9 protein-coding genes are annotated in these 12193 nt (G+C 43.2%); all 9 read right to left on the bottom strand.

Translation table 11 applies throughout. From position 1 onward, the window contains the following. Positions 1-88: 88 nt before the first annotated feature. The 9 genes from Q0E03_RS06935 to hprK all read right to left on the bottom strand — a co-directional run bounded on the left by Q0E03_RS06935 (position 89) and on the right by hprK (position 12182). Entirely contained in the window at positions 89-2011 is a 1923-nt protein-coding gene (locus Q0E03_RS06935; RefSeq protein ID WP_297130883.1) for a GH25 family lysozyme, read from the bottom strand. A 39-nt stretch (positions 2012-2050) separates the two neighbouring features. Further along, positions 2051-2854, bottom strand: a complete 804-nt coding sequence (locus Q0E03_RS06930) for a glycoside hydrolase family 25 protein (RefSeq protein WP_297130880.1) — start codon at positions 2852-2854, stop codon at positions 2051-2053. Positions 2855-2967: 113 nt separating this feature from the next. Then, positions 2968-3933 carry a 6-phosphofructokinase gene (gene pfkA / locus Q0E03_RS06925; protein WP_297130876.1) on the bottom strand — a complete coding sequence of 322 codons (966 nt, stop codon included), beginning with the start codon at positions 3931-3933 and terminating at the stop codon, positions 2968-2970. Between the two features lie 144 nt (positions 3934-4077). Continuing rightward, positions 4078-7497 (bottom strand): DNA polymerase III subunit alpha, encoded by a 3420-nt coding sequence (locus tag Q0E03_RS06920; RefSeq protein WP_297130873.1) that lies wholly within the window; start codon positions 7495-7497, stop codon positions 4078-4080. A 15-nt stretch (positions 7498-7512) separates the two neighbouring features. Further along, positions 7513-8406 carry a DNA-binding protein WhiA gene (gene whiA / locus Q0E03_RS06915; protein ID WP_297130870.1) on the bottom strand — a complete coding sequence of 298 codons (894 nt, stop codon included), beginning with the start codon at positions 8404-8406 and terminating at the stop codon, positions 7513-7515. A 16-nt stretch (positions 8407-8422) separates the two neighbouring features. Next, positions 8423-9286 (bottom strand): RNase adapter RapZ, encoded by an 864-nt coding sequence (rapZ, locus tag Q0E03_RS06910; protein ID WP_297130867.1) that lies wholly within the window; start codon positions 9284-9286, stop codon positions 8423-8425. A 26-nt stretch (positions 9287-9312) separates the two neighbouring features. Further along, positions 9313-10212, bottom strand: a complete 900-nt coding sequence (murB, locus tag Q0E03_RS06905) for a UDP-N-acetylmuramate dehydrogenase (protein WP_297130865.1) — start codon at positions 10210-10212, stop codon at positions 9313-9315. A 21-nt stretch (positions 10213-10233) separates the two neighbouring features. After that, the gene (locus Q0E03_RS06900; RefSeq protein ID WP_297130860.1) at positions 10234-11178 is read right to left on the bottom strand and encodes an ROK family protein; all 945 of its coding nucleotides are present in this window, start codon (positions 11176-11178) and stop codon (positions 10234-10236) included. A gap of 38 nt (positions 11179-11216) precedes the next feature. Continuing rightward, the gene (hprK, locus tag Q0E03_RS06895) at positions 11217-12182 is read right to left on the bottom strand and encodes an HPr(Ser) kinase/phosphatase (protein ID WP_294836507.1); all 966 of its coding nucleotides are present in this window, start codon (positions 12180-12182) and stop codon (positions 11217-11219) included. Positions 12183-12193 lie beyond the last annotated feature (11 nt).

Here is a 12193-nt window from a genome sequence, read left to right as displayed (position 1 = left end):
TTCCTCGCTAATCACATATATAGTAATTATAGCACAATATACGCAAAAAGAAAAGAGGCGAACAGGATTAACCTGCTCGCTTTATTTCTTACTTTGTTTTTACCTTTTTGGTATTGCTCCATTGAGAATATACTTTTTTGCCCGAAATGGTTTTGTATGCTCTGACACGAACATAATAAGTTTTCTTTGACTGAGCGGTGGTTACAGTTTTTGAGCTATACTTTGCCTTAACAGACTTTGTCTTATAATTCTTTGAGAAATTCTTATATGTAGACCACATAACCTGATAGCCCGAAGCTCCGCTTACCTTTGTCCAAGAAGCCTTAATCTTTTTCTTTGAAGTTGACTTTGCGGAATTCAACTTTGGCTTTGCGATTGAAGTGCTTTGTGAAACAACCGCACCAAACGGAGAATATGTCTTTTCGCTGTCATCAATTTGGTATGCACGAGCCTTGAAGCTGTACTTTTTGTTTGTTGCAAGACCTGTCACCGTGCAAGTGTTGGTATTTGAATTTGTGATATTTTTGCAAAGCACATACTTCTTTGACGAAGCATCGTACTTGTAAATCTCATAGCCGTTTGCGGCAGTTTGCTTGTTCCAAGTGAGGGTGACGGAATTGTTTGAATAAGCCGAAACCTTGAGATTTACTGCGCCGACAGCGGTTTCAACCTTAACCGTTTCGCTGTAAGCGCCCATAAAGTTCACACCGTTTACATTTGTGTAAGCGGCAATGCGAACATTGTTTACAGAACCCGGCATAAGACCGTTAAGAACTGTTCTTGAATCGGAATAAGTGCCGAGATTTGTCCACTTGCCGTTCTTTTGAATTTGAGCAATATATCCGCTTGCACCGTCAACAGCAGACCAAGACAATTCCGCACTTGTGTTTTTGACATCGGAAAGTTCAATGTTTTTAACGGTGTCGGGAACGATGTTAAAGCTCTTTGTGAGATTGAGCATACCCTCATAAATGCCTGCACCGAGCACATTTACGGTAGCCTTGCCGACCGATGAATTGTTTTGATACGAAACGGTGTATTCAAGACCCTCGGTGAGAATATTGTCGCCATATCTGACAGTCAATTCAGGAGTACAGCTATATCCCGAATAAATTTGATTCGGAATATCCGCAATTCTGACCGATGACGAAATATCACCGCCATACATAAAGTTGCAATCGAACCTTTTGCCTTCAATTCCCGGAATTCTGCCTGTTGAGGTGTACTGCCAAATTTTGAAATCGCCTGTGTAATTTGTACCCTGATAGTTAAATTCTTTGCTTTTTTCAGGATGCTCTTTGTTTATATATGGTTGGTTTACATAATGAGCAAGCCAAACATCATAGCCTGCATTTTCTATAACCTCGTGGTCAATATTTTTTGAGAGGAATGTTTTGTTTGCATAGACCATAGCATCATAGCCCGCACTTTTGATTGTGTTGCAAAATGCAAGTGTGATGTCGGTCATTTTTGTTTTATTGAGTTCACCGTTTCTCCAAGCGGAATCAAGTCTGCCTGTCTTTACTCCTGCAAATTCGTAGTCAAAAACAATAGGCATATCAAGGCTGTAGCCTCTTACAATATTAAGAATATAATTAGCCTCCTGCACAGCTTCTGCGGTTGTAATCGCCTGCGAATAAATATATGCTCCGACAGGGATTCCGTAAGCCTGTGCATTTCTGATATATTTGGCAAATTTGCTGTCTCTCACAAGTGTACCCTCGTCACCGTAGCCACGATAAGCCGCACGCAAAATCGCAAATTCAACTCCTGCGTTTTTAATCGCCGACCAATCAAGATTGCCGTTGTGATACGAAACATCAATGCCGTGCTGAATTTTCATATTTGCAAATCTATCCTGATGGGTGTAAGTTTTATAAACATACTTCCCCTTTTTCAAAGTTTCTTCCATAAAAATGCTTCCGCCTGTAAACGCCGATGCAGTAATCGGTGTGACAAGCATTGTGCCTGCAAGAAGCAATGACATAATTTTCTTTATAGATTTTTTCATTTAATCTCCCTTTTTTACGGACATTGTCCGCAGTGTGATTTATTTTTTAATGTACCAATAGTTTTCGTCTGTTTTTTTGTTAATTCCGCTGACTTTGCCCTTGTCGCTGAACTGCCACAAATCGTAATCACCGCTGTAAGACACGGTGTCGTTATAATCGGCAACCCATATGTAAACGGAATTTGAAAGTTCGCTCATTTTGAAATTGCTTTTGAACATAAAAGACGAGGCATAAAGTCCGCTTTGATAGCCTGCGTCCTCAATTTCTTTGCAAAAAGTGTTTATGAGCTTTACATTTTGTTTTTTGTCAAGTTGTGCAGAATAGAGTCTGCCTGTGTGTTTGCCCGATGAAGACGGATATTCAAAATCATAAAAAACAGGCAAAGAAATGTCGTATTTTTTTATGACATCAAGGGTGGCTTGCGCTTCTTCCCTTGCTTCGTCCTCATTGACCGCCTGGGTGTAAAAATACACTCCGACAGGTATACCGACCTTGTTTGCGCCTTTTAGGTTTTTTTCGGCATTTTTGTCGATACAGACATTGCCTTTTTCATATCCACGATAGCCGACTCTTATAATTACAAAATCGACCTCGTTTTTCAGTTTTTTCCAATTGATTTTGCCGTTGTGGTGCGAAACATCCACTCCATAGGCAGCTTCCTTGTCTATCCCCAAAAGTGGATTTGGCAACTTTCTGCCCGTGTGCGACACGGAAATTGACACCAACGCCACAATCACGGCAAGCAAAACCGCTGTGACCGACACAATCAGCTTTTTTCGCTTTTCCTTTTGCTTTTTGGAAATGCGGGTTTTTGTTCGTTTTTTCTTTTTTGTTGCTGGCATATATGCTCCTTTGTGGAAATTATATCATAGCAAAGAACAATTTTCCACAGGAAAATTAAGACAAAAACTGCCGCAAACAAAAATGCTTACGGCAGAGCTTTTTACATTTTATGTTAGATTGATACCTCGTGAGCAATATTGTAAAGGTTCATATCAATAGTCTTTGTCATATTGAGTGCTTCAAAGATATCATAATCAACAACATCTTCCTTTTGAGCCGCAACAACTCTGTTGCCGATATTGTTCATAAGAAGTTTTACTGCATAGTTGCCCATACGGGTAGCCATAACTCTGTCCTTAACGGTAGGATAACCGCCACGCTGTGTGTGGCCGAGAACAGTTGCTCTTGATTCAACGCCTGTTTCATCCTGAATGTGCTTTGCAAGTTCGTGGACATCAACTCCGCAACCCTCTGCAACAATGATGATGAAGTGCTTTTTGTCTGTTCTTTGAGTTTTTCTCATTCTCTCGATAACATGCTTTTCGATGTCAACCTCAACCTCAGGAATAAGGATTGATGTTGCACCGCAAGCGATACCTGCATTGAGTGCAAGATAGCCTGCACGTCTGCCCATAACTTCAATAACGGCACATCTGTCGTGAGATTCTGAGGTGTCACGAATTCTGTCTACCATATCCATGATAGTGTTAAGGCAAGTGTCGTAACCGATTGTGTAGTCACAGCAAGCAATATCATTGTCGATAGTGCCCGGAACGCCTACGCAAGGGATTCCTCTTTCGCTGAGGTCACGAGCGCCACGGAATGAACCGTCACCGCCGATAACAACAACGCCCTCAATGCCCTTTTCACGGCAGGTGCGTACAGCCTTGCGCATACCCTCTTCTGTTGAGAATTCTGCACTTCTTGCAGAATAAAGAATTGTACCGCCACGATTGATAATGTCGGATACCGAACGCAAGTCCATCTCTATAAAATCACCGTTGATAAGACCGTTATAGCCTCTTACAACGCCATATACCTTAATTCCGTTTTCACACGCTGTTCTTACAACTGCACGAATGGCAGCATTCATACCAGGTGCGTCGCCGCCGCTTGTTAAAACTGCGATAGTTTTCATAATATTTTCCTCCGTCCAAAATACAAATATGTTAATTGAATTACAATTATTTATAGTTGTTAAGTCTGTGAATAAATTATCACTTATATATTTTACTTAATATTACATATATTGTCAAGAGTTAAATAATAAGTGCAAAAATCGTTAAAATTTTACTGCAACATTTTCTTCTCCCAATATTCCTTTCAGCACCCTGACAAGTCCGTCATCGTACCTGACAAAATTCTGCGGTTGAGCCTTGATATATCTCTGCTCGTCCTCAAGATAATAATACATCGGGAAATCGCCCTTGTACCCTGCCAAAACGGTTTTCACTTCTGCGATTCGGTCGTCATTTTTCGACTTAAACCGCAAGAACAAGCCATTGCGTTTTTGTTTTTGTTCAGCGCCGACAGCCGTATCAACAGTCGGTTTGACAACTGCATTGACAAGAATTTTAGGTTCTTTTTCTTCCTCGATTGACACAGTTCCCGACGCCGAAACAACATTGTTAGGTGTAATCATTTCGCCGTATTTTGCAAAAATCTTTGGGAACAGCACAATTTCAACTGTGCCGTACAAATCCTCAAGCGTCACAAAAGCCATACTCATATTGCTTGTGCGTGTTTGCTTTACGGAAATCCGGGTAATCGTGCCACAAAGTTTGACGCTTGAACCGTCTTTAATCTGTGACATTTCATTGCCTGCCTCAAGCACATCATAAGTGCGAACACAGCCTGCCCTTTTGACATAGCCGTCATACCTATCCATCGGATGACCCGACAAATAAAGTCCCGTCATTTCCTTTTCCATTTGCAAAAGTTCCGATTTTGGGAACTCGTCAACTCTCGGAAGTTCAAAATTATCGCTGAAATCATCGCTTATATCGAACAATCCGACCTGACCGTACATAGTTCGACGATATTTCGCTTCGATATTCGTCAAAATCACAGGAAGTGCGCTGAGCATTTGTCTGCGATTTGCGCCCAAACCGTCAAACGCACCGCACTGAATAAGCGCTTCAACTGCACGGCGGTTAAATTTTCCGCCTTGAAGCCTTGTGCAAAAATCAAAAATATCATTGAATTTGCCGTTTTTTCGTTCTTTGATTATATCCTCAATAAAATCGTTGCCAAGATTTTTTATACCCAAAAGACCGTAATTAATCACCCTGTCGCTGCCTGCCGTAAAGCCTTTCATAGAGCTGTTTATATCTGGCGGAGCAAGGCGAATACCGAGCCTTTTGCACTCTGCGATATAGCGTGCCACCTTGTTGGAATCCTCCAAAACAGAAGTGAGAAGCGCCGCCATAAACCTTGACGGATGATATTTTTTGAGATAAGCGCAACGATAAGCCACAAGTGCATAGCACGCTGCGTGAGATTTGTTGAAAGCGTATGATGCAAAGTCGCTCATTTTGTCAAAAATTCCGTTTGCAACATCGCTTGAAATTCCGTTTTTTGCACAGCCGTCAACAAAGGAAGCTCGCTCCTTTTCCATAACATCGTGCTTCTTTTTGCTCATTGCACGGCGAACAACATCTGCCCTGCCGAAACTATAACCCGCAAGTTCACGGAATATCTGCATAACCTGCTCCTGATACACCATACAGCCGTAGGTATTTTTCAAAATCGGCTCAAGCATTGGCGTGTCATAGGTAATGTCCTGCGGATTATTTGAATTGTGCACAAAGGTGTCTATCTGGCTTGCCGGACCCGGTCTGTAAAGCGAAGTTGCGGCAATCAAATCTTCCAAGCCTGTCGGCTTCAGATTGGTGAGCATCTGCTTCATTCCCGATGATTCAAACTGGAATATTCCCTCCGTTTGACCTCGTGAAAACAACTTATACACCTCGGCGTCATCAATAGGAATTGTGTTTATGTCAACTCCGCTTGCCTTTGAGGCATCGTCAATCACGGTGAGTGTGCGAAGCCCCAAAAAGTCCATTTTCAGCAGTCCGAGTTCCTCAAGGGTGGTCATAATATACTGCGTGACAACCAAGTCGTCATTCATTGCAAGCGGAACATAAGACGACACAGGGTCGTGGGTGATAACCACGCCTGCTGCGTGAGTTGATGTGTTCCTCGGCATACCCTCAACCTTGCGTGCAATCTCAACAAGTCGCTTGATTTGAGAGTCCTCCTCCATTGCGTTGCGGAGTTCCTTGCTTTTTTGCACCGCCTCATCAATGCTGATGTGGAACGATTTTGGAATCATTTTGACAACAGAATCGACCCTTGCATACGGCATACCCATAACTCTGCCGACATCACGCAAAGCCGCCTTTGTTTGAAGTGTACCAAAGGTCACAATCTGTGCAACATGGTCTGCGCCGTATTTTTGGGTTACATAATCTATAACCTCGCCCCTGCGTTCGTAGCAAAAATCTATATCAAAATCGGGCATCGACACACGCTCGGGATTGAGAAATCGCTCAAAAATGAGGTCGTATTTCATAGGGTCAAGGTCGGTTATTCCAATGCAATAAGCGGCAATCGAACCTGCGCCCGAACCTCTGCCCGGACCGACGGGAATATCCCTGCTCTTTGCAAATCGAACAAAGTCCTGAACTATCAAATAATAGTCCGTGTAGCCCATTTTATCCACGGTTTCAAGTTCGTATTCAAGGCGGTCGATATACGATTGCGGAACATTTTTTCCGTAGCGTTCGTACAAACCGTCATAGCACTTTTGCCTAAAAAATTCAAAGTGGTTCATATTGTTCGGCGTTTCAAAATACGGAAGTTTCGTGTTGCCGAATTCAAAATCAAAATTGCACGCATCGGCAATTTTTTGAGTGTTTTCTATCGCGCTCGGAGTGTCGTGGAACAGCTCCGACATCTCGCTTTCGCTCTTCAGATAAAAATCATCGGAATGGAATTCAAGTCCCGTGTCCTCGCCCAAAATATGGTTGGTGGCAATACAAATAAGCACCTGCTGAATTTCCGCATCCTGTTGTCTGACATAGTGAACATCGTTTGTTGCAACAAGCGGAATGCCCGTGTCTGCCGACAATCTTTTCACACCGTCAACAACAATCCGTTCCTCGTCAAGTCCGTGATTTTGCATTTCAAGATAAAAATTGCCGTCACCGAAAACCGAATTGAACCATTCGGCAGTTCGCTTTGCACCGTCATAATCCCTCACCAACAAAAGCTGTGGGATTTCGCCTGCAACACAGGCAGACAGGCACACAAGACCGTCGCTGTATTTTTCAAGCAAATCACGGTCAATCCTCGGCTTAAAATAAAAGCCCTCGGTGTACGACAGCGACACCATTTTTATAAGATTTTTGTAGCCGACCTCGTTTTTTACAAGCAAAATGAGGTGGTTATATTTGCTGTCAAAATTTTTATCCTTATCGTATCTGCTTCGTGGCGCAACATAAACTTCACAGCCGATAATCGGCTTGATACCCTGCTTTTTGCACTCACGATAAAAATCCACGGCACCGTACATATTGCCGTGGTCGGTTATGGCAAGAGAATTCATCCCCAGCTCCTTTGCACGACTGACAAGCTCGCCCAAACGGCAAGCGCCGTCAAGCAAGCTGAACTGCGTGTGCAAATGAAGATGAGTGAACATACAATTACCTCGTTATTATATTTCCTCCGCTATCTTAACAAGCCTTGAAAGCCTGTGATTAACTCCGCTTCTGCTAATCGGCGGGTCAAACATTTTGGCAAGCTCATTGAGGGATAAATCGGGGTTTTCCATTCTTATTTCAGCCATTTGGCGAAGTGGCTCTGACAACGAATCAAGCCCCTTCTCCTTTTCTATTTTCATAATTGCGGCAATTTGCGGAGAAGCCGCCGCAACTGTTTTTTCAATATTGGCAGCGTCACAATTTGCCTTCCTGTTTGCAGTGTTGCGGATTTCCTTGACTATTTTGACATTCATCATATCAAACATAGACTTGCCTGCGCCCATAATATAAAGGCAATCCTCAATTTCCTCGCTGTCCTTAAAATATATGATATTGTAGCCTTTTCGGTGAGTGACTTTTGGTGCAAGTTCTTTTTCCTGCAAGCAAGTCACAAGACTTTTTGACAAATTCATATACGGCACGGAAAACTCAAGATGATAGTCTTTTTCGGGTGAGGACACCGCACCGCAAGCCAAAAATGCGCCTCTTAAAAACGCACTCTGACATTCCTCGCAATCAAAATTTGAAAAATTGATGCGAAGCGAAGTTTCAGCCTTGTCGTGTGCAAAATACGACATTATCCTTACAACATTTTCCGCCTTTTTCACGGAAGCGGTATAAATCTTGCCTGACGGAGAAGCCTTTATCCCCGCCTTGATTGAGCAAAGTTCTTTCAGCAAAGAACAATAAAGTTCCGCAGTTGCCCTGCTTTTTGACTGAAAAACAACTTCCCTGAACGAAAAGCTCTTTGAAAAAAGAGCCATTCCGTAAAGGAGACTCTTTTTGCAACAATTATTTTCAACCTGTATTTCTACAAGTTCTTTTTTTACATCGGATGAAAAGGACATTATTGCCGTACCTCTGTTATTTTCTGTTTATGTCTCTGTGGTTGACGGTAACATTGTCCCACTTGCGAGAGAAGTAATCCTTGAGTGCTTCTGCAAAAACAACACTTCTGTGATTACCGCCCGTACAGCCGATTGCAATAACAATCTGGCTCTTGCCCTCTCGGATATAAAGAGGGTTGAGATAATCAAGCAAATTCTTGAGTCGGTCAAAAATCTCGTGAGCCTCCTCAAAGCTGAACACATAGTCCTTAACCTCTTGGTCAAGACCTGTCTTATCTCTCATAGACTCAATCCAATAAGGATTCGGCAAGCATCTTACATCAAGCACAAAATCCGCATCGGTAGGAATACCGTGCTTAAATCCGAATGACATAACATGGAGGTTCATAACTTCCTTGTCGTCACCGAGAAGAATTTGGGCAAGACGCTCACGGAGCTGATTTGCTGTCAAATCCGATGTGTCAATCACATATCCTGCCGTTTCCCTTACAGGTGCAAGGATTTCCTTTTCATAATTAAGCGCATCTTCGATAGAACCGTTGAACTTATCGGCATAAGGATGCTTTCTTCTTGTGAGTTTATATCTGCGGAGTGCAACATGATTTTTGATATCAAGATAAATTGTTCTTACTGTATAGTCGTTGCTGTCCATAAGGCTTTGAACATTTTTTCTGAACTCATTGTACACACCTCTTGAACGAACATCGGTTACAATCGCAATTTTGTTGTATGAATCTGATTTTTCAATAAGAGAAATAAATGTGCTGACAAGTTCTGCCGGCATATTATCTATACAATAATATCCAATATCCTCCATAAATCCCATTGCGGTTGATTTACCTGCTCCGGATACGCCTGTAAGCAATACTAAGTCTTTCATTTTCAATTCTCCTATCTAAAATATATTTATTCTGTAACTCGGACTTCCATTTCCAAGTCAATGCCTTTTTCGGCTTTCACCGTGTCGGCAACTTTTTTGCACAAATCAAGGACATCCTTGCAAGTTGCGCCACCCTTGTTGATGACAAATCCTGCATGCTTTGTGCTGACCTCTGCACCGCCTACGCTTGTGCCTTTAAGTCCGCACTGCTCAATGAGAGCGCCTGCAAAATTATCCTTCGGTCGTTTGAATGTTGAGCCTGCCGACGGATATTCAAGCGGTTGCTTGTCACGGCGGCGACTCATATAATCATCCATTTTGGCTTTAATTTCTTCCTTATCCGCCTTTTGCATTTTGAAATACGCACCTGTAATGATACAGCCGTTTTCATAATAAGCGGAATGGCGATATGCAAGTTTGAGGTCATCGCCCTCCAAACTGCCCTTATTGGCGTCTTTGTCAATATGGTCACAACGGAACATCACATCTCCGAGTTCTCCGCCGTACGCACCTGCGTTCATAAACGCACCGCCGCCGCACGAACCCGGAATACCGTAGGCAAATTCTAAACCTGTCAACTCATTTTCAAGAGCAAATCTGCACACCTTCAAAAGCGGAGCACCCGCCTCGGCAAAAATCGTGGTGTCGTCAATCAACTTGACCTCACCGAATTCCTTGCCCAAAAGAATGACAACTGCGTCTATGCCGTCATCCGACACAAGCAGATTTGAGCCGTTGCCGACAGTCAAATATCTTACGCCCTGTCCGTTACATTCCTTTATAACCTCGGATATTTCTTCCTCGCTTTTTGGTAACGCCATAAGTTTTGCAGGACCGCCGATTTTAAAAGTGGTGTGCAAAGCCATAGGCTCGTTTTCAACAACGGAAATACCCTTGCTTTTCAAATTTTCAAAAATTGTATTCAATTAGCTTCACCCTAATTTTTATCAGTCGCCCAAGATTGCGGCACCGATAATGCCTGCATCATTGCCAAGCTCTGCCTTGCAGATTTTTGACTGAATCTTTGAATAAACGCTGTATCTTTCGCTTTCAACATATCTGCGGATCGGACGCAAAAGTGTTTCGCCCTCGTTGCAGATACCACCGCCGATACAAATAATTTCAGGCTGGAAGATATTTACAAGATTGATAAGACCGCAAGCCACATACTTGCAATACTTGTCAACAACCTTGATACCTGCAATGTCGCCTCTGCGCATTGCGTCAAACGCTGTTCTGCCCGAAACCTTGCCTTCTTCCTTTGCAAGCTCGTGCATAACAGAATCAGGATATTCTTCCATAGCTCTCTTTGTTTGATTGATAAGAGCAGTAGCTGAAGCATAAGCCTCCCAACAACCCTTTCTGCCACAAGTGCAAGGTTCACCGTCAACAACGATAACTGTATGGCCGCACTCACCGCCTGCATTGTTTGCGCCTGAAACAATTTTGCCGTCAATAATAATACCCGAGCCAACGCCTGTGCCGAGAGTTACGGCAACAAAATCCTTTGCACCGTGTCCACAACCTGCAACAGCCTCGCCGAGAGCGGCACAGTTTGCATCATTTTCAACATAAACATTCGGACAACCGAGTCTGTCAATAAGCATTTGCTTTGCAGGAACATGGTCAAATCCGAGGTTGTTTGCATATTCGATAATACCCTCTGCATTAACCGTACCCGGAGTACCGATACCTACCGACTTGATGTCGGCAATAGTAATTCCCGCTTCTGCCATTGCTTCCTTTGACACCCTTGCAATATCATCAAAAATCTCATCCGGTGTGCGAGGAATTGCAGTAGGAGTTTTTGCCTTTGCGACCATCTTGTAATCATCATCAACAACTGCCGCAACAATATTTGTTCCACCTAAATCAATACCAATTCTGTACATAACTTATCCCCTTATATTTCAAAAAAATTCCTTTGCTTTTATGAGTTTGCCCAAAGTTCGAGTTCCTTATCGGTAGGCTCGATGTCATCAATGCCGAGATTGTGCATAAGTTCTTTTGCACCGTTGTAGCCCATCTTCTTTTGACGGTTGTTCATCGCTGCCGTTTCAACAATTACCGCAAGGTTTCTGCCAGGGGTAATCGGAACAGTGATAACAGGAACTTTGACACCCAAAAGTCTTGTGTACTCGTTGTCAAGTCCCAGACGGTCGTATGCCTTTGTTGCATCCCATTCCTCAAGCTGAACAACCATATCAATCTTTTCTTTCGGCTTAACCGCACCCATACCGAAAATACGGCGTGCGTTGATGATTCCGATACCACGAAGTTCGATAAAGTGACGAATGTTGCTTGGCGAAGAGCCCTCCAAGGTATTATAGCTGACCTTTCTGATTTCGACCGCATCATCTGCAATAAGTCGGTGACCACGCTTGATAAGCTCGATAGCCGTTTCGCTCTTGCCCGCACCGCTTTCGCCCACAATCAAAACACCCTCACCGTAAACCTCAACAAGAACGCCGTGACGGGTAATTCTCGGAGCAAGCTCACGGTTAAGCTCCGCAATAAGAGCTGCCAAAAACGGTGATGTTTCCTGATGAGTTTTGAGAAGCGGAACATCATGTTTTTTGCAAGCGTCAATCATACACTGCGGAATTTCGAGTCCTCTTGTAACAACCGCAGCCGCCGGATGAAGCGACAACCATTTGCCGAGTGCTTCCTCCTGCTCCTTGTCAGACATATTCTGCAAAAACCCGAGTTCTGTCCAACCCAAGATTTGAATACGAAGCGGGTCAAAATAATCCGTGTATCCTGTCAACACAATGCCCGGTCTGTTGACCTCGTTTGTGACGATGTGCACATCCTCGGCAGGCTTTGAAAGATGGATTATTTCCAGCTCAAAATCTTCAATTATCTTTTTCAAGGTAATATAATACTGCTCAGCCATTGCTTCACACC

This window comes from uncultured Eubacterium sp., from assembly GCF_934525195.1.
GTDB lineage: Bacteria > Bacillota > Clostridia > Oscillospirales > Acutalibacteraceae > Eubacterium_R.
Note: the sequence above shows the minus strand (reverse complement) of the source record. Positions and strands in the feature narration are given on the sequence as shown.

Excerpts from the sequence above, each read along its gene's own strand:
- Q0E03_RS06935 (WP_297130883.1), bottom strand. The coding sequence starts at position 2,011 with ATGAAAAAATCTATAAAGAAAATTATGTCATTGCTTCTTGCAGGCACA.
- Q0E03_RS06930 (WP_297130880.1), bottom strand. The coding sequence starts at position 2,854 with ATGCCAGCAACAAAAAAGAAAAAACGAACAAAAACCCGCATTTCCAAA.
- pfkA (WP_297130876.1), bottom strand. The coding sequence starts at position 3,933 with ATGAAAACTATCGCAGTTTTAACAAGCGGCGGCGACGCACCTGGTATG.
- Q0E03_RS06920 (WP_297130873.1), bottom strand. The coding sequence starts at position 7,497 with ATGTTCACTCATCTTCATTTGCACACGCAGTTCAGCTTGCTTGACGGC.
- whiA (WP_297130870.1), bottom strand. The coding sequence starts at position 8,406 with ATGTCCTTTTCATCCGATGTAAAAAAAGAACTTGTAGAAATACAGGTT.
- rapZ (WP_297130867.1), bottom strand. The coding sequence starts at position 9,286 with ATGAAAGACTTAGTATTGCTTACAGGCGTATCCGGAGCAGGTAAATCA.
- Q0E03_RS06900 (WP_297130860.1), bottom strand. The coding sequence starts at position 11,178 with ATGTACAGAATTGGTATTGATTTAGGTGGAACAAATATTGTTGCGGCA.
- hprK (WP_294836507.1), bottom strand. The coding sequence starts at position 12,182 with ATGGCTGAGCAGTATTATATTACCTTGAAAAAGATAATTGAAGATTTT.